The sequence below is a fragment of the Vibrio sp. 10N.247.310.24 genome (genome assembly GCF_041467175.1).
Lineage (GTDB): Bacteria > Pseudomonadota > Gammaproteobacteria > Enterobacterales > Vibrionaceae > Vibrio > Vibrio tasmaniensis_A.
This window is the reverse complement of the sequence record NZ_JBFSUD010000047.1, coordinates 14,606-36,056: the sequence shown is the minus strand read 5'-3', so window position 1 is coordinate 36,056 and position 21,451 is coordinate 14,606. Positions and strand designations below refer to the sequence as shown.

The window sequence follows — 21,451 nt, the reverse complement described above, 5'->3', positions numbered from 1 at the left end:
ACAACGGTATGCTAAGAACAAAAATGCCGTTCACTCTTAAGTGAACGGCATTACTCATTAAGAGCGGCTTTTTTAATGTGATGCTTGCAACATAAGTCTGCATAACTCGAACCAAACACCAAAGACTTACAATACTATTTGCAGCATAAGTTCGCATAACATTGCATCGAAAGTCTGCAAATTTGAACAACGACTAAAATTCAACGTAGTAAAATTACCACACTCCAACCAATCCTTTAGAAAGACACAATGGACATGTGTAAAGACTTTTGGACAAAACCTTGTCAGAGGTTCTGCTAAATTAGAATCTAATGAATAACCCAAAGTATGGTAAGTCGCTTTACTCAAAGCAATCTAGAATTTGTGACTAATCTATGATTTAGAGCGTAGCGAACTCCCCTGAAAACTCAACCAAGCATACCTCGTCTAAAGTTATGCTTGATTCTATTGATTACTTCATTCTTTTGTTGATTAGCTTAAACAACGACTCAAAGTTATCAAGCAATTCATTCGGAATACTATCTGTGCTTCCATTAGAGACCTTTTGCATAAACAATCTTGCAGGCCTTGCTTTCACGAAACTCTTTTTTATCGAAGCAGCTTTCATAGCTTGCTCAAATTGCTTACAGACTCGAGGAATATTCGAATTGTATGTTAGCTCTTGAGGTATATCTTCAGCATAGGACTCTTCAGCTAGCTCTCGAAAATATTCGGTTCCCATTAAGTCCTCAATATCGAATTCTGATTTACCTTTAGAATCGACAGCTTCGGACACTAGGATTACATTTTTTTTTGCTATATTGTGCTTGGATACAAGTTCATTTTGTGTTTCAAGCGCTTCTTTTTCATGGTCGAGAAGAACCAATAAATTCAGGTGTTGAGGAGAAAGGAGACTAACAAGGTATGGGATTTTTTGAGCCCCTCCCGCTGGAGTGATGGTTATCTTGCTCTTCAAGCCTTCTCGGCCTGCTGCATTAAGGTACTCAGAAACTGTTGAAAGATACCAGTAGTCTGTTATTCCTTCGACAATGAGGTTGTTTGTACCAATGAAAAGTGATTGAGACACTTCATATCCCAATGCTGCTTGCAATGGGAACAGTGTTGTAGCATCGCCTGTAGGGTCATTTGTGACAGTAGTGCCTTTCTCTTGGCAAATATTTACTGTTTTTACAGAAGACAATCGTTTTGTGGGAACTAAGAACGGTGAATGAGTGGTATAGATAATCTGGTTGCTAAAGTCTTGATCTAAGTGAGTAAGTAGATCACTTTGCGATTTCGCGTGGAGATAAAGTCCCGGTTCATCTAGCAATATAATTGCATTATCCGCTTCCCCCTCATGAGTATCTGCGTAGAATGTAATGTAGAAAGAGAAAAACCACTTAAAACCTCTGCTACGCTCATTCAAGTTTACTTCAACATCATACGTCGACGTTGGGTCTGATATATACGTATCGAAAAAGTTTCCATCAATGTTAAAGCGCACCTTCAGTTTTCTATCTGACCAAAGTCGTCTTATTTCTTGTGTAACAATTGCACTAGACCGATTGACTAGCTGGTTTCGAGTCTCTGAGTCACTGACAAGAGATTGCAGTTCGTCTGGATCAATATCAGCAACTTTGCACAATTTCAAAAAACCTGAATCTTCGTTGGTTAACTGGTTGTTTGCTTTGTTACTCATTAACGAAGTCAGATTTTGATGTCCATTTAGATGAGGATATTCATCTATATACACAAAAACAGGCAATTTACTAATAATAAATTTAATTGCCTCTGTATGCAGGTTCTCATCATCCAAAGATTCGACAATAGATTCGAATTCAATTTTCAAGTCATAAAAAGTATCTTCTTTGTCTCCCAGATATTGGGCTGCATTTCTGAAAACTGTTGAATGTGATTCTACTTCCTTCAGCCATAGTTCAACGGGTACAGTCCCCTTTATAGCAAATGACTGTATATCTGTAACGACGTTATTAATTAACTCCTCAGTACTTTCCGATTTTTGGCTATCAAGGAGCGTAATCATCTTGTCTATTAGGCGATTGATTGATTTAACATCTAAATTACGTTCAATCAATCCAGTCAGTCCAACATACCGTTTGGCTGAATAATAACGAGAAATTGTGACCGAAGACACATCCTTTGCTCTCGGAAAAATAGAGACCAGCTCTTCTCTTTCATCTTCAGCTAATAGCCATTGAGTATCTAAGAAAGGGGTTGATTCAGTTTGCTCGCTTAATCTACGGTGCCTTGGAAAGTTCTTTATTGGTGTGATGTCCTCAATACCTGTGGGGGGGTTTATATGTTGAAGGGCTAGGAGTAAGTTTGACTTTCCACTCTCGTTGCGACCAAGAATTGCCGTCAATTCTTCAGTGGTAACAAAACCGCTGTCGTTAATTGAACGAAAATTTCTTACTCTAAATTGTGTTAGCCTCATAATACTGCCCCCTTGGCGACGTTGCTAAATAAACTAGAAACTATTGCAGCAATTGCTGTTAAGAAAGCCCCCGCAAGTGCTATCCATACCTTTCGATTATTATATTCAGATTCTGTTTGCAAACGGCGGTCATCTGATTCTAGTCGCACCATATCAGTGACTAATCCAAGCAATGTTTGCATCTCTTCAGGTGAGAGGCCCTTTGATTGATAACCATCAACCCCTTTAATTCTTCGAGCATACCTAATATGCAAGGAGTATAAAGGTTCTTTTTGAGTACTTAAGTTTGGAGATTTTCGAAAAAAGGCAGGGTATCTTTGCAATACTTCCACAACACGATCTATCTCTAAGCCAATACTAGCTGCAATGTTTCTTGGTGTCCGACTGTTCCACTTTTCATGACACCCAAGGTGTTGAATCAAAGCGACAAGATAATTGAAGTCTCTTGTAAAATTCTGTTCTGCCATACGATATCCTTGAACAATGAACTAGCTAACTAAACTTCAAATACTTACAGATATCATATGAAATAGAAAGTATACAATGGGTAATTTGGTGGCTGTTTCATATAAGTAGCGTAAACAATCATCTGATATTATGACTTGCTATGGTGCAAGGCCCCAATTCACTAGACATCTAGCCGATTAGAAAAAGTACGTCAAATACCCAACCGTAAAACGTGTTAAAAAAATGCTCTAGCTTGGAAAGGGGCAGAAATAATTCACGAAACAGGTTGTACCGCAATTGTGCAACAGGCTGTTGCACAATTAGAAGATTGGAGTTGTTGCAGAATTGGCAACAACTGAGTTTTTCCTCGAAACCTTAGTAATTGATACTAGAAAAGGATGTATCCGAGTATTAAGCCCACAACCATTATGATGATACTGGTTAATGTCATATTGTTGTCGACCCATTCATCAAGCTTATTCATTCGAAGTTCCTCTTTCTTTGCTAATCATGTCAAAACCATGTTCAATACCATGAGTTACTTCACGTAAGAGTGTCTTATTTGGTGAATTCAAATTAGCTATAACCCGACCAATTTCATTGCCCAAATCACAAAGCTCAATATCACCATCAGGAAGGCGATCAAGTGCTAACTTGAGGTTTGAAAGAAAAATATCTGGGTTCACAAAACCTGAACTAAGCTCATCGAAAACCTCATTTCGGTTAGCCATTAAATCATCTGTAATCCGCTCTACCTCGTCGGCGAAAGGCACCCAATCAGGCTTTGTTTCGGTCTTGGTGAGTAAATCACTGTGGGCATTATAAGGAGTAATCCCTTCTAACAGCTCTTTTTCGGTCAGCTTTTTCTTGCTCATCTCATACAACCTAGCAGGAATTTTAGATAAGTTGCAGTATAGCAAAATCAGCTAGACTACCGTTAGAGTGAATGCGCTTAAACAAACTTCGCGGCATTTCCATGTTAGAAAGTGGGACGAATAAAACCGATTGTAAACAAACAAAAGCCACCAAGCTTAAACTTGATGGCTTTGATTTTAACTGCTTGTTCAGCAGGAAGGTTGCTTTCTTCCTGGCCTATTCTTAGCTGCCTATGCGGCAGGACACCATTACTATTGAACGAGCTAGCCACACCAGTCTTTCTTAGCTGCCTATGCGGCAGGACACCGATACGCTCTAAAACTTCCGCGTTCTTAGTTTTTCTTAGCTGCCTATGCGGCAGGACACGTATCGAATTGTCAGCTATACAACGCGCTCTATTTCTTAGCTGCCTATGCGGCAGGACACTGTTAACTATAGTCACTAAGCTGTTAATTCTATTGGTTTTACATCACAAAACCCCAAAATACCCTTTTTATTCTTAGTTCTGTAAGCCCTTGTTTTTAAATCTCTAAAAAAGAGCTTTAGAAAGAAGGTCAAAAACGAAACTCAGGTACCGTGCCTTTTCTTTCTTGATTGGTGGCTAAACCGTAGCTATTAAAGTTTGCTGTACCGCGCTCACTAACAAGCTCCTTTTGTACAAACAACATATAATCTTCCCCAGATGAACCGCTGGAGATTGGTATTCGATGAAAACTATCGATGACACGATCTTCATTAGTGGCTGGTAACGATGGTTCAACACCAGATAGTTCGGCTCTCGCCATGCTACGTTTGATTCGACGCTTCTTAGAGCCTAAAAAGCTTTTCCCGATCGTTTGGTTACGGACAAACCGCACCTCAGCCGCAGTGTCTGGTACCTCACAGACACTGGAGATCTCAAACAAACCTTCATTTACCATCACAGAGAAATAGGGCTGAAAAGAGAGTCCAACCATCATCTCCTTATCTTCGGCAACAAAGGCAATAGTTTGGCCGACTGTCGATTCATTCCAATCAGGAAAGCTCACACCAATCCTATTCATCGCTTGTCGGTTATTCACCATAAACAAGTGCATTTGGGATATACACCTTCCTGCCAATAATTCATGGTCGGCTTGTGCAGGTATGTAACGTATTAAGAAATAGTAACGCTTAGTCATATCTATCCCTTACTTCGCTTTGGAACAATTGAATAGGCCACCTTTAATCAAGACAGACATAATAAAATGCACATCATTTGGGATGGCTTGAGACGCTGTCATACTTTCAATCCAGTTCTCTGTATTTCTGAGCAGTTGATAGAAGTCGTTTCCATGCGCTGAGTGTCGCCTTGCTATAACGTATTCTCGGTCTGCCCCGTATTCATTCACTCTTAATGGCTTATCTGCATCTTCATGCCACCAATCGTCAATCGATTGCAACGCTGCACCAACTTTTTGACCATGAAATGCAACAGTTTCCTTTCCGTCCAATAGTTCGACAGTAGCTAACTGCTTAGTAGGAACACCATCTTCTCGGCTATCCAAAAACTCTTGACTTGGGTAAACCTCATCTCCCCAACCAACTCCAATTTTAGCTTTGACATCCATATAGAAATATTCGGTTGGGTCAGACAGGGCTCGCATCAAATAGGCTGTGAGCTTTTCTAGGCATTCTGCTGAAGCCTCATCCCAATGACCATACCAAGAAAGCTTTGTTGCGTTTTCTACAATCAAGGTTTCTGAATCACTGATGGTCACTTCTATCGACAGCTTTCGACACTCCCTGTTTCTCCAAAGCCAACGGCCAAGCAGTATATTCTTCGCGTATCGATGAGCTAACTCATGATAGCCATTGAGCTCTTTATAAGTATTAGCCAGTAACGAAAGCTTACTGCGCACTTCATCATCACTACAGATATCTGGGGTTAGAGAATTGGCTCGAATTCGAAGCGGGAATGCACAGTAGATATCATCAACCCCAGGTTTGACATAACACTCTTCGATGAACTGAGGATTGGAATGAGCTAAATCTTGTGGAGCAACATTCTTTTTTACAAACTTGCTCCCTTTATATGCTTCTGCATAACCACCTTTTGGTGCTCGCAGCCTAGTTCTATCAATTTCAAGGGGACACATCTCACCACTTTTCGAAAGATGGTAGAAATATGCTTTGCCAGCGGAAAGAGAGCGTACGTAGCTCAGCTGAGTACAAAGTTCCATAAACGATTAATCCCTATAGTTTTTTATAAGGATAGTTTCGCTACTGCATTCTATCGACCAAAAGGCATGGTTTAAAAAGTGATCTCTTCCACTAAAACGTACTTCTATCGGGTTTACTCGCTGAGCAAGCCCTATCGCATTCTCTGCATAAGCGTGACAACTGGTGATTGAGTTGCCCCGTTTAGTTGGTTGTTCTAACAAATGGTAGCCAATAGAAACTGGCAAATTATCAGCGTCTTTAGTAATAAAACGCTCTAGCTCATCAAAATCACTCGGCTGGTTCTCACTTGGATATAACCATCGTCCGTATGCTGGCAACCCTTTTATGACATGGAAAAGCTCGCTCCTACTGGTAAACGTCCTTAGCCACTCAATCTGCGTCGATAGCTGTGGTTGGTATAATGCCCCTCCGGCAAAAGCTACGGGAAGTGCCGTTTTAAGCGCGGACTTAAAATCTGAAATTCGGCTGTCACTGTGGACTCTGATAACTAAGTCTATTTCTAGGTCCGCCAATCGTTCACTACGAATAGTTGGTCGCTTCGAGTTAGAAACCGTTCGTGCTTTGGCGACTGAGTTGGGCTCGGTAAGCTTCGCTGTCGGTTGAATGTTCTCGCTTCGAACATAAAAAGAGAAACTCGAAAACTCAAACGGGGAATCACAATTAACTAGCTTATTAAACTCTCTTTGATAATGGTGCATGAACCCCCAAATAGCCGTCAAAGAAGGAGCACCACACAGGTATGGGCTACTCATTGCGACCGCATCTTGCACTCTCATTGATGACAAATAGATATACTGCTCACCCGTTACCTTATCTTCATTGCCATTTGGTTTACTGAGTTGTTCAAGTACCCATACAATTTGGGCTTTGGCGACCTGCATAAGCTTAGGATGATAGGCAAACTTTGCGGCATACCTATTATTTTGAAACGCGAGATGTAAGCGGCAGTTAAACTCACTAGCTAACGAGCCTAGGTCCGATTCTGGTAACGCCAAAAAGGCTTGAGCTAAAGTATCATCATGTTCCAATTGCTGTTGATTAGGGTCAGCGTCAGCGATATCTCTTAACTCAATTAATGGAAGCATCCACAGGGCTATCTGCTTTCGCAATATCTTACTTCTAACCTTACGAGCGCTCTCCCTTTGCTTCTGTGTTTTTGATGGCTCTGAACCAATTAGATGATTTAACACCTGACAAAATTTGGCGTTAGCTACCTGATAGTCATCAAAGTAGTGACCACTCTTTTTGCGACTTTCAGTTAACGTCCCACCCTGCGCTAGTTTGACGTCTAGCGGGTAGTTAAGGACTTTCATATGCCCACCTAAACTGCCACACAGATTCCCGATACTTGCCGAGTTTGGCAATGACGAAGACACAAAGCTGAGCTTACTTTCTCGACTTCTCGATCTCACCTCTAACTCGCTCTGAATAGCATGACTGACCACAGGGGTGACCGAGACATAATCATCCTCCCATGGAAACCGTAGTTGCTTGCTGTAAGTACTGACACTGTCGGGAAAACTATTCTCAGGGAGCTCTTCTGCCAGTGTATTTTGTAAGCGAGTAAGTGACTTAACACCCAAACCAAACTCTTTAAGCAGATCGAGCCAAACAGGGGTTTCTTGCTGAATAAGTAAAAGAAGACTCACGGACTGTGATTGCCAACGAAAAGGATTCAATAACCACAATGTGTGACGATACACCGCAGAGTTATGCGCCCACCCCAAACGTTGCTCTAATACTGAGCTTGAGATAAACGCCTCGGTTGTAGCAAGAGGCAGTGCAATTATCCGCTGATCTTTAACTCGGCAGTCTGGAAACTTGAGATTATGAGTATGGAACCATTTGATTTCACCAAGGGACGCCTCTAGGTTCTCAGCCGCTTTTAAATGCCTTTTAGCTCGGGCAACATCCAACCAATCCAAGCATCTATCTGATTGATGGCTTGAACTGAGATTGAGCAAGATCGTTAGCGCTTCTTTTTCACACCCATCAACACAGACATCTTCCGTATAGGGCATGAACATCTTCTTTAAAGCAGACTGCTTTACTGCTTCGTCTTCAATTGTTAATAAGTCACTTAATTTCGTCATAATTACCACTCAGGTAGATACACACTTAAACCATCACTTTCAGAGCTCATTCGAGTCAGCTTTGTTTCGATGACACTTCTTAAAGTAAACGCCGATTCATGACTCGCTATCTTTGTATGCATTCGCGGCCTGATCGCGGCTTTAATCTCACCAAACTCATACAGCCGATACACTTCATCCGTTGTGCAAGAGAGCAATGTAGAAGCTTCTAGAGGGCTGAGCAGTACATCACCGATATTTCCTTTCGCGCTTGAAGGTACTGTTGCCATCAGCTGTGTAAAGTACGCTAACACCTGAGTAAGCACGATATTGTGACTCAACTGCCGACTGGGTAACTGACGGCAATCTTTAAGCAGAGCACCAAAAGCTTCATTGAAAAACATCTTCTTCCAATCTTTTACTCGGACGAGCTCTGTCTTCTCTTTCAAAACATCGAAGTCTTGCCACAATGACGTTGGCCATGAGCCGCAGTATTCGATGAATGATTCGAAACTGAAGTCATCGATATTGCCATAACGATTTACATACCAAAGTAAAAAGCCATAGCGCTCAGATAACGTCATTTCTCCTTTTAGTAATCCCAAGGGTTTTGAATCATTCCCTGACAACCATTGAGCAACTAATACCTCAACCTCTGGCGCATCTTCTACTGGCGAGTTTCGGAGTTCGAAACCACATTCACATTGGCTAATACTCTCGGTACTTTGGTATTCAAGCCTCGACTTACACTCAGGGCAGTGATGAATCAGCTTACAGCCATGATGTTCACAAGCTTGGTGAGAGATAAATTGCCACTGCTGACGAATGTAGGGTGCTTCGTTAACACACAGAGGGCAAATAGGCGTGAAGCGTTTGCGAAGAAAAGCATAAGGGTAGTCAACACCAAATCTATGAACAGCTTTGTATTGCGGAGAGAATTGAGCTTTTGAATGTGATAGCGCTAAGCGCAGTACACCAAAGTTGTTGAGCTTTAATTGGTTCTCAAGATGGATAAGAACCCGCACTCGCATTTGGCTTGTAGTTTGAGCGTGGTAGATATTGACTCGTTCGAGCTCTAAGGGGAAAGCACCAGCCATCGCCTCATGCTGATCCATGGTGTCGAACCAGATATCTTCGGCGAAATGAGAAAATCGCTCGTAACCTTGCTCTTGCGATAAACGCAACAAGAAGCTTTCGAGCGATTCGTCAGGGTAAAGTTGAATGTCCGTTTTCACATGTCACCACTAAAACTTAGAATTTCTAAGTTTTAGTATTGGCGTTAATCCTAATAATTCAAATTCTATAGAGTCAAATTGTGACTAGAAATCAATTCCAGGATTACCGCCTTGGCATTTAGGGCACTTTCTCTGGAATACTTGGCCGCTACCTAATCATTTAACTAATGTGGCATTATGCCTTTCGGTCACCCACAGAGCCATACCGTTCGAGTGCAATAGACCATGGCAAAGGATCGATAACCAATTGTTTTTGGTACCAGTCAAGTCATCGTTTCTTTCTAAGCAATCTTCTATGCCTTCTATCGTTCTTTCCTCCGTTATTGCTCTTCTTTTCGGTAAAGTCTGAATCACATTTGAAGGCCGTTCGTTTAGTTTCCCTAGTTGGCCTTTAAGCCATTTTTTGATTCCAGACTTAATCACAATATTATTAGTATGATATTTTATTGAGGCTATCTCCGGATGAGCAGGGTCAACATATATGACTCTTATATCAAACCATCGGTAGTTGCTTCGGGGAGTAATTTGGCAGCTGAGTAATCTTTCAGACATGAAATCGTCAAAATATGGATGTAAAACTCTTGCTTGAGTGGCTACATTACCTTTCAAGGCAGTCCCGCGCTTTAAATTACAGTCACAAGCTGCTACCAAATTCTTAGAGAAAATTGCCCATACTTGGTAGTCAGACTTCGGAAGAATATGGTCACGAGTAAACGGCTTAAACCCCCCACACATTGGGCAAACGTCAGGAGAGGAATCCTTTATCCGATCTAAGTAATTGATAGCTGTGGGTGGTGATGAATAATGACTAAGCAACCCTGATTTTAATTTAGCATCTATTTCAGGGGTAGTAATTAACCAAGGGTTACCGCGATGAATCTCATAATCATTGTATGCCTGAATCAAGACTTGTTTTTGGATCCTCAATTCAGGATAACTTGTTTTATCAAGGCTATCATTCTCAGCTAAAGCATCTAAGCAACCGAGGTCATCAACTCTAATTGGAGTTAGTTTTTTCATGACTTAGTCTCGAACATAGATTTCAAATCCATTAAAGCACTCAATGATAATTCTTCACTTAACTCTTTTTCAACAGAGTTAAATGTTTCACCTTTCAATTTTCTAAAGATCTTATCTGTCAAACGATTTTCAACATCTTCGTTAAAAACGAACTGAGATATAGATTCAATATCAGCACCAAAAGTTCTTAATCTAGGTATCGATATATCTATTACATCTGAGTTCTTTTCATCACTAGAAAAAATATGAACTTGTTTACGGCCAACTTCTCTCACAAAGTAAGGTGAGTGAGTTGCTATAACAGCAAAAGAGCCTGTGTGTTCTAACAGGTAGTCTAATAATTCAACAAATTCACCGATGAAATTCGGGTGCATATGAGTTTCAGGCTCATCCAACACTATAAGCGTCCCATTTTCAATATATAAGCAACATTGTAAAGCAAATTGAACAAAAGTAAGTTGACCGCTACTTAGCGAATAATATTCATCACCGACTTTGATTACAGGCTGTTTGCAACTCTTAACTAGATCCGCAATTTTTAAACCCTGTTCAATAAAACCATCTACAAAATTTAGTTTCTCTACAGGAATATACTCATTATCATTTACCTTCAAGTATAAAGAGCTAATATCCATAGCTTTTGATAAAGCACTTTTAAAAATATCAATACGATAGCTCTCATTGATATAACTATCACTTCTCAGTAGTTGTTCAAACAAGTCCCCGATGGTTCTGTTGTTACCAGATGAACGGTTTAAATCAATCTTTCGATAAAATAACTTTTGACTATTTGAATATTCGCCTGGAAAAGTCGAGCTTGCTTCCCCTGGACTTACAAGGGCTAGAAGTCGGTTTATCATCGGTTGATCGAGAGCATGATCGTTGGTAAAAATTGATGTCGTATCTGGCTCAGACCTTTTTAAAAGTGCACGGCACAGTTTGTTTAGGCTTTGGCTTTTTCCAAGTCCATTTTTACCGATCAGTACACTTATATGACTTGGCATCAGTGATTTACTATCAAAATTAAAATTAATTTTATGGTTATTTTTAAAACCATTTAGTTTAAATTCTAAAGTAAATGAGTTTGAAATTGCTGAGTAATTTTCAAACTCAATTCCTTTGATTATTGAGTCTGCATTATGAAAAGCAAAAAAAGATTCAGAGTGACGCATAAAAGCTCGGCTAAACACATTGGAATCAATGATTTTTTCGTAGAGACCTTTAGAGTGGGAAAAGTTATTATTAATCAATATGTTATTTAGTGACCTCAATAATAAGTCAGTACTTTGAACCCCCATATTTAGAACTACTTTTCTATACTCTTGTAGATTTGGAAAGTGCGTAAAGAAGATGAAGTCATCACCATAGCTTTGTTGCTTTAACGCTTTATCAATATTTCCTAGCAATTTTGCATGCTCTTTTCCAATATCCTCCAAATCAACTTTTGGTAAAAAACCAATTAATAGTTCACCTTCTAAAAACGTCTGATTATCAAATAAGCAGAGCTCGTAAGTCGCATTAATATTGTAGCCGAAATCATTCCAATCCCCGGACTGCTTGATCACAACCTGACCAGCAAGAGGTGTGGGTGGAGTGTCATTACTTTCACAAAATACAACATCAAATCTTGTAAGAATCATTAATTATATCGCCTGTTCAACAATAGCGTCAGTAAGGTGTAGTTGAGTGTTTTGAGAGCCCTTTAAACGAACTTTAAGCAGATCACAAAGAACTACTAATTTCTCAACTTGTTTAACTATCCTCAACTGTTCTTCAAAAGGAGGTAAAGATACACAGAATGCTCGAATCAAAGAAAGATTCAAATTACCCTGAGAAACCCCTTTTCCTAAAGTATTCCTTTCAGAAAAACCTCGACCTAACGGGGAATTTAACCATAAAACCAGATACTTAGAGTTAACTGAACACCTATGAGGCTTAAGAAGGCCAGTACTCACATAAATAGCAAATTCCAAATCTGTATCTATCATTGCAGCCTCACCAATTCCCGCCCCAACTCGTGACAGCAGAATATCTTCATATTCAGGGTTTCTATTTTTTATATAAGATTGATAATGTTCTTCTGATACGTATCGGCAATTTTCAGGCATAAACCGAAAAGGCTTAACACACTGAGCTGATATAAATGGACGCCCTTCATCAGTGTACTTTGGAGTTTGATGTGTTCCATCGGTAATTAGAGAGCACAAATCCTGCATATGAGAAAAACACCATCCATTCGGCAGTTCAAACGGCTTTTCATCATCAGAAATCGGTGGCAGTGCTTTTTGCTTTTTGATTTTCTTTTCTTTGATTAACTGCGCTTTTTCTTCCGCAATACGTTCGAGTAGTTTTACAGCAGGTTCATCATTTGGGTCTTGTGGGACAAGCTTACCCATTACTGCCAGTTGCAGGATGGTTTGTTTTAGCTGGTCGATGCTCGCTTCGGTGGTGAACAAGGTATCGAAGTGCTCGCTGATTCGAGCCCAGTTTTGTATTAGCTCATCGGCATCAGAAGAGTTGGTTAACGTGTCTAGCAGCGTTGTCACCAATACCTGATGGGCTTCAATGCTGGCTTCGGTTTGTTGCTCTAGTTGGTCGCAGAGTGTCATGAGTTCATCGACTTTAGCGACGATACGGTGTTGTTCTTTTAGAGGTGCAACAGGAACTATTACAGATACTACTGAGCTTGTATTTAATTCGACTTGTTTCGTTGACCCAGAAACTAATGCCTTCTCATGGTCTGGTTGTATTCTAGCTTGTACCCCTGGTGCCATAATGAAACACCATAAAAATCGGCTATAGAAATTGGTTGGGCGAATGACAGTAACGTGTGAATCGGCAACGATACGCTTTTCAGGAATATTAGTAATCACATTTGCACGACCAACAGTGCCTGTACCTGTAGAATTCCATAGAATATCATTGTCTTGCAAATATCTTTCTTCCTGATATTTTTCAAGACTTTCATCAGTCACATAACGAGCAGGTGATAAATCAAATCCAGAGTTTTGCACACACTTTTGGGATACTACTTGTACACTTCCTGATTCAGCATACTTAGGTCCTTTCCCTCGCTGAACATATGTCGTCAAATCTTGTAAATGAGCCCATTCCCAACCGACTGGTAATACAAAACTTTTTTCTTCGTCTGATATTTCAGGTAAGTTTTTCGGCTTTTTAATCTTCTTCTCTTTGACCAACTGCGCTTTTTCTTCCGCAATTCGCTCAAGCAGTACCGATGAAGGTTCATCTGTTGAGTCCTGAGGCACTAACTTACCGCGCACGGCTAATTCTAAAATCAGCTCACGCAGCTTCTTCACACCATAAAGCTCACGCTTTTTGCTACTGCCACGACCAGAGGATGACTTGGTTTTAACGGTTGAAGTCCAAACGTCGATATTGTCGGTGATCAACTGATTCATAGAGGTCTGTTCTACACTCATTATTCAGCACCGCCCACGGACGAATTCAGGGCTTCACCTAGAATGCCTTTAAGTTGATTACGAAGCTGAGAGATCTCTTGCTGCTGCTGTTGGTAGCTCGCCAGTAACTCTTGTGGATCGTGACTTATCACTTCACCTTGATATGGGTTTTTAATATCTAGGTTGAAGTTGCGCTCAATGATATCGGCGATTGGCACTTTCCAAGCGTGATTATTTTCTACACGGCTTGCAAAACCGTCTTCTTCATTGCCCCACCAATCAATCTCTTGTTGGAACTCTTCGAACTTCATTGGTTTGGTTTTGCTGTAGTTCTTCACGCCTTCAGGGTATGGGTGCTCGTAGAACCATACATCTTTGGTTGGCTTGCCTTTGGTGAAAAACAGAATGTTGGTTTTAATGCCTGTGTATGGGTTAAATACCCCATTAGGTAAACGTACAATGGTGTGCAGGTTACACTCCTCACACAGCATCTTTTTGATTTTGGTTTTAACGCCTTCACCAAACAATGTGCCGTCTGGCAATACTACCCCTGCTCGGCCGCCACTTTGCGTTTCTGAGCCTTCGTCTAACACTTCGATGATCAGCTGTAGGAACAAGTCAGCGGTTTCACGAGTTTGCATTTCGGCTGGGAAGTTCTTTTCAATGCCGTCTTCTTCTGTTCCACCAAACGGAGGGTTGGTCGCAATCACGTTGATGTTGCTGTCCCAACTTGAAAGCGGCTTATTAAGCGTATTACCGTGTTTGATTTGCACTGGTACTTCAATGCCGTGCAGCATCATGTTGGTGATACACAGTAGGTGTGGCAGTTGTTTCTTTTCGACACCGTGGATCTGCTTTTGCAGTGTTTGGTGATCGGCTGCTGTTTTCACGTAGTTGTCTTTCACATGGTCAAACGAACACGCAAGGAAGCCACCCGTACCCGTTGCAGGGTCCATAATCGCTTCGCCCAGTTTTGGATCTAAACGATTAACGATGAAGCGTGTAACAGCACGTGGAGTATAGAATTCCCCCGCGTTACCTGCACTTTGCAGATCTTTTAAGATTTGTTCGTAGATATCACCAAACAGGTGACGCTCTGACGAGTCGGTAAAATCTATTTCGTTCAGCTTGTTAATCACTTGGCGCAGCAGTGTGCCGTTTTTCATATAGTTGAAGGCATCGCTAAACGCTTCTTTAGCAACAAAGCCACGCGGGTTTAGGTCTACTGGCGCGGTTAGGTTTTTCAGTTTGTAGAAAAGGTCGTCGTTCACAAACTCAAGCAGTTCATCACCAGTGATACCTTCAGCATCTTGCGCCCAATTACGCCATAGATATTGTTCTGGGATTGGTGATTTGTAGTCGTCCAGTTCTAGCTCTAACTCTTCTTCTTGAGCGTCAAATACTTTAAGAAAAAGTAACCAAGACATTTGACCAAGGCGCTGTGCATCACCGTCGACACCCGCATCTTTACGCATGATGTCTTGAATGGATTTTATAACTGAACTGATAGACATGTTTTTCTACTTTTAAACAACTGAAATTTGTGGCGAATTATAGCAGAACTAGGTCAAAAAAAATGAAGTTAGTTCTATGAAACCATAGATATAAGATTCATTAATCTATAGCCTGAACTTATAAAATTATAATCATAAATACAGTTGGCTAAATAATGAAAATAGAATGCCCTCGTTGCCAGAAGGACAATGAGATTGAATTTGCAGAAAACATATCGTGTTCAGAGTGTGAGAAGAGTTTTAAAGGGTTTAAGTTCAGCAAGCGAAAGCTCGTTTCTGCTAGCTCCGCTTTACTGGTTGGAGCCCTAGGGGGTTACGCTGTTGAAAGTGGGTTAGACAAAGAAAGGTATCCTCTCGAAGTGGAATACGCGATTGTCGATACTTGCGTGAATTCTAGCAAAAACATGGTGTCCGTAAGTTGGTATGAAAGTAAACGGGAAACTTGTTTATGCGCATTAGAAAAAACAGAAAATGATGTGGCATATTCAGACTACAAATCAGATCAAGCTATATTTCTTCGCACATTCAAGCAACACGCCAACAGATGCTCATAAAAAGAGAGGCAGCATTATGCTACCCCTCTTTTAATTATTAGCGCTTAGGTGTGTTTCCGCGACCACCGCCCGATGGTTTGCCCGTCGTGCTTGGGTAATTTGGATTCGGCTTAGCGCCACCTTTAGGTGTACTTGAAGCTGGTTTGTTCATGATGAACTCCTATTTCCCTTGTTTTTGGTTGTGAGCCGCTGCGCGTTGAGCTCGGCCAGCAAAGTCGCCTTTAGGAACTTGCCCACCGTTTTGTTTTGCGGCATTACCTTGAATGCGAGCAGCGGCTTCTGGTGTCATTGGTGCTTTTGATTTAGTCATGATTTTATCCTTAAAAATATCGTTATTAATGTGTCTTCGCTAAGACCAGGTAATATTAACTAAGGGGTTGGGGAACTATGGGGACAACTACAAAACAAAAGCAAAAACAGATTCAAAATACTTTAGACGCATTAGGTTGGAGCCATCATCGGTTTGCTGATGTACTCTACGAAGAGCTCAATGATAACGACGATTTTAAAGAAACAGACAAAGAGAATATCCGTAAGCTTGGTCAAAACATCAAAAAGCAACTAAAGCGTGATTCGACGCCCGAAGAGCGCCTCAATAAGTATTTACAAGTACTGTTTGAACACCCTGACTATCAAGCTCTCAACTTAGGCAATATTTTACCTAGATATATTGATCACAACTGCATAAGCGGAATGTTAGCCGATCAGCTTGCACTACTCTCATCTGAACTGGATCTCTTCGATGAAGACAAAAAAGGCCGCTAAATTAGCGGCCTTAAAGGTTTTCGTATCTACACGGTGTGAATATTGTTAAGCAGATTGGTAGATAGCAGCTTCCAGTTCATTAACCGCTTCTAAATATTGCGGTTTGCCACCAAAGCCTTTCTTAATGATTTCTAACGGTCTGCCCATTTCATCAAAAGGTTTCACTTTAAGAACGTGGATGTTTTCGATCTCTTGCACACCTTCATCGGCATACTTATCAAGAAGGTTGTTCAGTACCTGCTGCGCTGTATCACCATATTTAGTGAAGTAGTTACGCTTCTTCACGTTATCGGCACGTTCTTTACGAGTTAAAGCGGGTTGGTCGTAAACGACATGGCAAATCATATCGAATGGGTCCATGTCTTTACCCACTTCGTCTTCTAATGCTTCCCATAGAATACCGGCTTCGGCTAGCTCATCGATAATAGCTTGCTTGCGGTCAGATTCGTTCCAACGCTTGGTAAACTCATCTAAAGAAGAGAACTGTTTCACCATGGTTTTTCGGGTGTAGTCTTTAAATGACTCGGTCACAAGCTTACCGTCTGAATCGTAATATTGGACACGTTCAGCGAGCGCTTTTACTGGAACTCCATTCACATGGAATTTGCGAACTCGATTCTCATCATCCCAATCGTCTGCACCGCCTGTACTTTCAGGGGAGTTTCCAAAATCTTCGCCATAGGTAGCCTCTGGCTCTTGAATTGAATCAGGGTCAATGTCTTCATCACCGAACGGGTTATCAGCGTCGACATCATCAACGCCGTCGATGATGTCATCTAAATCGTCTTCATCTTCAAACTGCTCTGGAGTCGTGACCTTCACGCGTTCTGGTGTTCCGTCGAAGCGTTCATCAGCAAATAGTTCTGTCGCTTTTTTGAAATCAAGGATGGTAAACCAAAGCTTGCCGTAACGATCATCAATACGAGTTCCACGGCCAATGATCTGCTTGAATTTGGTCATTGACTTAATTGTCTGATCTAAAACAATAAATTTACAGGTTTTTGAGTCGACCCCTGTAGTCATTAATTCCGATGTTGTTGCTATTACTGGATAAGCTTTTTTGGGGTTAGTAAAATTCTCAAGCTGAGCTTTGCCTATTTCATCATCACCCGTGATTTTCATTACATACTTATCATTTTTCTTAACTTGCTCAGGGTTCAAGTTTACCAATGCACGGCGCATACGCTCAGCATGATCAATGTCATTACAGAAAACAATGGTTTTAGACATTGGGTCTGTACGCTGAAGATAGTTTGTAATAGTCTTTGCGACTAGTTCCGTTCGATCATCTATCACCATAGTACGATCATAATCACTTTGGTTATAAATCCTATCTTCAATAAGCTCACCGTGTTTATCTGTTTGCCCCTTAGTTGGCCTCCAACCTTGAACATCAATGTCAATATCCACACGGACTACTTTGTACGGAGCTAAAAACCCATCTTCTATTCCTTCTTTCAAAGAATAGGTGTAAACAGGTTCACCAAAATATTCGGCATTAGACACAACATCGGTTTCTTTCGGTGTTGCTGTTAATCCAATTTGTGTTGCAGAGTCAAAATACTTTAAGATTTCACGCCAAGCACTCTCTTTTGAAGCACTACCTCTGTGGCACTCATCGATGATAATTAGGTCGAAAAAATCTGGTGATACTTGCTTAAATACCTTTTGATGATCTTCTTGCCCTGTTGTTGATTGATATAGAGCCAAATGAACTTGATAAGCAGGATCTATTTCTCTGCCTGAAATTTTCGTCATTACATCAGCGAAAGGAAGGAAATCTTTCCTCATTGGATCATCAACTAAAAAGTTACGGTCAGCTAAAAATAAAATTCTCTTTTTTGCCTTTGCTTTCCATAGCCGCCACATTATCTGGGAAGCTGTATATGTTTTACCTGTACCTGTTGCCATAACAAGTAGTATACGATCTTGTCCATTTGCAATAGCTTCAATTGATTTATTGATAGCTTGGATTTGATAATAACGGGGGAGCTTACCGTCATCATCTACGTAATAGTCTTGAGTGATGATCGGCAGGTGTTCGGTTTTATAACCTTTCCAAATGCAGTACTTTTCCCACAGTTGTTGTGGTGTTGGAAAATCTTCTAATCGAATTTCCGTTTCTAATTGAGTTGGGTTGGTTAAGTCTCGGAAAATAAAACCATCACCATTCGAGGCAAAAACAAACGGAACCTCTAGCAGACCTGCGTACACCATGCCTTGTTGCATCCCTTTGCCAACTTCATGCTTATTGGCTTTTGCCTCAATCACTGCAAGCGGCATACTAGGCTTATGATAAAGTACGATGTCAGCTGATTTTACTTTCTGACGAGCAGCTGCTTGGCCTCGAACGATCACCTTACCATCGCGCAGTTTCACTTCTTGGCGAATCTGAGTCATATCATCCCACCCTGCCTCTTTAATCGCAGGAAGTATGAATTTGGTAATGATGTCGGTTTCAGATAACTTAGCTTTATTAATACTGCTGACCATTCGGATTACTCGTAGAGAGACTCAATAGCTAATCAGTATATCGTAAAGCCAATATAAATCCGAGTGCGCATTATTCACGGTGTGATTAAGTGAATGTAGCGATAACTCTTTGTTTAAAATCACCTAAACGTAACTCATCATAACCCTCGAAATCAGAGTAAAAAGCGTTTTGAACCCCATCGATTTTTGACCAATTTAGTTGAGTTGAGGACTCCCCAGATACCATAATCTTATCGTTCGATAAAACTATAGGAGTAAAACTCTGCGCCTTATCTGATTCATCAGTCTGTTCATTCGATTTAACAAATAGACACGACTCTGGAATGTCCTGCTCAATTCTTTCAGCAAACCCAATCAAACTTTCTTCGGCAAAGGTATACAACCACGCTTCTTGGTTGGGTGAATCATTGATTCTTAAAATTCGCCCGAGTACTTGCCTGAAGTAAAGTTCCGTTTTTACCGAACTCATATGACAGCAAACCTGCAGCCTTGGAATATCCGTTCCTTCACTTATCATCCCAACACTGACTATCCACTGAACCGTTGAGTGACGAAAGGACTCAATCTCATTTAACGGATTATCATGATGATAAGTCACTAAGCATGCTGATTGATTAAAGTGCTCAACAAGTCGCTTTTGAATGTCCTTAGCGTGCTTAATAGAAGATGCGACCACCAAGCCTCCAGCACTTGGGGACTCTTGCCTTATCTGCGCTAGCTTTTGGCAACCACTATTTAATATGTAATTCATAGCGTCTTCGTTGTGAATGACACTTTGATAAGACACATCAGATTGTTTAAGGCAATCAAGAATAGAGGCGAAATGTTGATTGTCCCTGCCAGCCTTAACACTCAGGTGTTCATTATCGATTAAAACGATTTTAGGGCGGCGGCATACTTTATCTTCAACGGCCTGTTGCAAACCATATTGGTAATCGCAAACCACCTTGCCATCGGGGTCGGAATACTCAGCCATGACAATCGGTAGTCGATCAGAACGCCAAGGAGTGCCCGACAGCGCTAATGTGTAACGGGCAAAACCTTGGATCTTACTGACAATTTCTAACCCCCATGAATTTGACCGCCCATCATCATCAAACGAACAATGGTGGATCTCATCAAATACGACTAAGACTCGATATTTACTGACTGTGTCCCAGAAGTTCTCATCTAAAAAACGGATGGATTGATAGGTGTAAGAGCCCCCAAGAGAACCCAAACCTCCATTAAAGGAACATTCGAGCTTCCATGAAAAGGTCTTTTGCATCCCTTCCGCAACAGTCAGTGAAGGAGAGAAACACAGCACTAAGTCAATCATGCCTTGTTCAAATAACCTACTCGCCACCTCGGCGGCCATAACGGTTTTACCAGCTCCAGGAGTCGCTTGGCAGAAGAAGTGTGAATGCTTGTTTGAAGTGAATTTCTCAATAGCTTGAGCTGCACACTCGGCTTGCCATGCTCTTAACATTGAGGGGCCTTGCTTTGCGCGACTTGCATCCAGTTGGTTAGTGCATTAATTCTACCCAATAGCTTGGCTGAGCGTTCTCTTGCTGCATTAAATAGCGGCTGCATATCGTGCTTGTTGTTTGGGAAACGCGTTAACAACGATTGGTATTCCTCAATCTCGCCTAGAGTAATCGCCAGCTCACCTTCATGCTGTTTCTTCTCTTGCTCTAATGCATTTATAGAGTATTCCGGAGACTGAACAGCTATTGAATCGACTTTAGCTTTCCTATTTCGAGCCGATCTAGGCTCAATTGTGAGCGCTTTGAATTCGTTAGTTTGATGGTAACGTTTGTCTCTGCGAGTCCCAATAACAGAAAGCCAGCCTTTCTCCTCAAAAGATAGAAGTTGCTTATAAACATACTTCCGCGCGTCGTCCTTGCTCGGGAAAGCTGAAGTACCGTTTAACAAAGCATCCCTAGCTTCTGTGACGGAGAAATTATCCATCCCTTTTTCAATCAATAGGTTAAACATGTGAGGGTTAATTCTGATTACTTTCTTCATGAGACTCTTACAGGCAATAAAAACTTAGGATTGCTAAGTATACAAAAATCAGTAAAACTTAGACAATCTAAGTTATCTAAAGGTTGAAAAGAAATGTGTAAGTGCAAAAAGACAACCCCATCCCAGCGAGGCTCAAAGCTGCGCGTAAAAAAGCCAAGATCACCCAAAAAGATTTAGGGGTGAAAATTGGTATGGAGCAGAGTTCTGCTAGCGGTCGTATGAATCATTACGAGAAAGGCAGGCATGTGCCTGATATTGGTACGCTTGAGCGCATGGCTGAAGAGTTAGACGTGCCGCTAAACTACTTTTTCTGTAGGAGCGAATTGAGCGCTGAGTTAGCGTGCGCCATTGATAAGATGAGTGATGAAGAGAAGGCGGTGTTGTTGGAGAACCTAAAGAGCGAGAAGTAA

General features: G+C 41.1%; 18 protein-coding genes. 3 read left to right on the top strand and 15 right to left on the bottom strand.

Annotated elements, in window-relative coordinates:
• Positions 1-451: 451 nt before the first annotated feature.
• The 11 genes from AB6E08_RS15055 to AB6E08_RS15005 form a co-directional block, all read right to left on the bottom strand.
• Entirely contained in the window at positions 452-2,434 is a 1,983-nt protein-coding gene (locus AB6E08_RS15055) for an AAA family ATPase (protein ID WP_076674262.1), read from the bottom strand.
• Positions 2,431-2,901 (bottom strand): hypothetical protein, encoded by a 471-nt coding sequence (locus AB6E08_RS15050; RefSeq protein WP_076674263.1) that lies wholly within the window; start codon positions 2,899-2,901, stop codon positions 2,431-2,433. The genes AB6E08_RS15055 and AB6E08_RS15050 overlap by 4 nt, the downstream gene beginning before the upstream one ends.
• Positions 2,902-3,357: 456 nt before the next feature.
• On the bottom strand, positions 3,358-3,756 hold the full coding sequence (locus tag AB6E08_RS15045) for a hypothetical protein (protein WP_019822900.1): 399 nt from the start codon (positions 3,754-3,756) through the stop codon (positions 3,358-3,360).
• A 555-nt stretch (positions 3,757-4,311) separates the two neighbouring features.
• On the bottom strand, positions 4,312-4,917 hold the full coding sequence (gene cas6f / locus AB6E08_RS15040) for a type I-F CRISPR-associated endoribonuclease Cas6/Csy4 (RefSeq protein ID WP_372067158.1): 606 nt from the start codon (positions 4,915-4,917) through the stop codon (positions 4,312-4,314).
• Between the two features lie 9 nt (positions 4,918-4,926).
• Positions 4,927-5,958 carry a type I-F CRISPR-associated protein Csy3 gene (gene csy3, locus AB6E08_RS15035; RefSeq protein WP_102350890.1) on the bottom strand — a complete coding sequence of 344 codons (1,032 nt, stop codon included), beginning with the start codon at positions 5,956-5,958 and terminating at the stop codon, positions 4,927-4,929.
• A gap of 6 nt (positions 5,959-5,964) precedes the next feature.
• Complete coding sequence (locus AB6E08_RS15030) at positions 5,965-8,052, bottom strand: type I-F CRISPR-associated protein Csy2 (RefSeq protein WP_372067155.1); 2,088 nt, start codon at positions 8,050-8,052, stop codon at positions 5,965-5,967.
• A 2-nt stretch (positions 8,053-8,054) separates the two neighbouring features.
• Positions 8,055-9,266, bottom strand: a complete 1,212-nt coding sequence (locus AB6E08_RS15025) for a TniQ family protein (RefSeq protein WP_372067152.1) — start codon at positions 9,264-9,266, stop codon at positions 8,055-8,057.
• A gap of 156 nt (positions 9,267-9,422) precedes the next feature.
• Positions 9,423-10,286, bottom strand: a complete 864-nt coding sequence (locus AB6E08_RS15020; RefSeq protein ID WP_372067149.1) for a hypothetical protein — start codon at positions 10,284-10,286, stop codon at positions 9,423-9,425.
• Positions 10,283-11,926, bottom strand: coding sequence for an AAA family ATPase (locus AB6E08_RS15015; protein WP_372067147.1), 1,644 nt, complete (start codon positions 11,924-11,926; stop codon positions 10,283-10,285). The genes AB6E08_RS15020 and AB6E08_RS15015 overlap by 4 nt, the downstream gene beginning before the upstream one ends.
• Before the next feature lie 3 nt (positions 11,927-11,929).
• Complete coding sequence (locus AB6E08_RS15010) at positions 11,930-13,729, bottom strand: restriction endonuclease subunit S (RefSeq protein ID WP_372067144.1); 1,800 nt, start codon at positions 13,727-13,729, stop codon at positions 11,930-11,932.
• The gene (locus AB6E08_RS15005) at positions 13,729-15,222 is read right to left on the bottom strand and encodes an N-6 DNA methylase (protein WP_372067141.1); all 1,494 of its coding nucleotides are present in this window, start codon (positions 15,220-15,222) and stop codon (positions 13,729-13,731) included. Before AB6E08_RS15005 ends, AB6E08_RS15010 begins: the two co-directional genes overlap by 1 nt.
• A 155-nt stretch (positions 15,223-15,377) precedes the next feature.
• Between AB6E08_RS15005 and AB6E08_RS15000 the strand changes: the two genes are divergently transcribed.
• Positions 15,378-15,776 (top strand): hypothetical protein, encoded by a 399-nt coding sequence (locus AB6E08_RS15000; RefSeq protein ID WP_008220703.1) that lies wholly within the window; start codon positions 15,378-15,380, stop codon positions 15,774-15,776.
• Between the two features lie 160 nt (positions 15,777-15,936).
• Here the strand turns inward: AB6E08_RS15000 and AB6E08_RS14995 are convergent, their stop codons facing one another.
• On the bottom strand, positions 15,937-16,086 hold the full coding sequence (locus tag AB6E08_RS14995) for a hypothetical protein (protein WP_008220701.1): 150 nt from the start codon (positions 16,084-16,086) through the stop codon (positions 15,937-15,939).
• A gap of 77 nt (positions 16,087-16,163) precedes the next feature.
• Between AB6E08_RS14995 and AB6E08_RS14990 the strand changes: the two genes are divergently transcribed.
• Positions 16,164-16,541 carry a hypothetical protein gene (locus AB6E08_RS14990; RefSeq protein WP_017631040.1) on the top strand — a complete coding sequence of 126 codons (378 nt, stop codon included), beginning with the start codon at positions 16,164-16,166 and terminating at the stop codon, positions 16,539-16,541.
• 45 nt (positions 16,542-16,586) lie between these two features.
• On the opposite strand, the gene hsdR is transcribed toward AB6E08_RS14990, so the two are convergent.
• The 3 genes from hsdR to AB6E08_RS14975 form a co-directional block, all read right to left on the bottom strand.
• Positions 16,587-19,034: an EcoAI/FtnUII family type I restriction enzme subunit R gene (gene hsdR / locus AB6E08_RS14985; RefSeq protein ID WP_372067138.1), complete on the bottom strand. Its 2,448-nt coding sequence runs from the start codon at positions 19,032-19,034 to the stop codon at positions 16,587-16,589.
• Between the two features lie 85 nt (positions 19,035-19,119).
• Positions 19,120-20,502, bottom strand: coding sequence for a DEAD/DEAH box helicase (locus AB6E08_RS14980; protein ID WP_372067135.1), 1,383 nt, complete (start codon positions 20,500-20,502; stop codon positions 19,120-19,122).
• The gene (locus tag AB6E08_RS14975; RefSeq protein ID WP_372067132.1) at positions 20,496-21,041 is read right to left on the bottom strand and encodes a hypothetical protein; all 546 of its coding nucleotides are present in this window, start codon (positions 21,039-21,041) and stop codon (positions 20,496-20,498) included. The genes AB6E08_RS14980 and AB6E08_RS14975 overlap by 7 nt, the downstream gene beginning before the upstream one ends.
• A gap of 101 nt (positions 21,042-21,142) precedes the next feature.
• Between AB6E08_RS14975 and AB6E08_RS14970 the strand changes: the two genes are divergently transcribed.
• Positions 21,143-21,451 carry a helix-turn-helix domain-containing protein gene (locus AB6E08_RS14970; protein WP_050634805.1) on the top strand — a complete coding sequence of 103 codons (309 nt, stop codon included), beginning with the start codon at positions 21,143-21,145 and terminating at the stop codon, positions 21,449-21,451.